This is a genomic window from Bradyrhizobium sp. Kon56, assembly GCF_055807635.1.
In genome coordinates, this window is record NZ_JBVVOU010000499.1 from 1 (window position 1) to 258 (window position 258).

At 58.5% G+C, this 258-nt stretch carries 1 pseudogene; it reads right to left on the reverse strand.

The features are described from left to right. Window positions 1–258, reverse strand: a pseudogene (locus AC0L3B_RS39820) (MBL fold metallo-hydrolase); the annotation flags it as partial.

Consider the following 258-nt stretch of genomic DNA (forward strand, 5'->3'; position numbering starts at 1 on the left):
ATAATTGTCGCCGAAAGCCTTCTTGAGCGCGGTAAAAGTCGGCTCACCGGTGCAATGTCCCGGGGCTACGCTGTCGACTTTGAACCTGTCCTTCAGGGCGGTAACGACTTTCGCGATAGCTTCGTCAGGTGCGACGACCAGATGAAATCCTCCCGCGATGAGATGAATCCTGGGATTGATTGCCGTCGCCGCTTCGACGATGCGCTCGATCCCGGGGTGCGAGCAACCGACCAGAAGGACCATGCCGTCGGCCGTGTT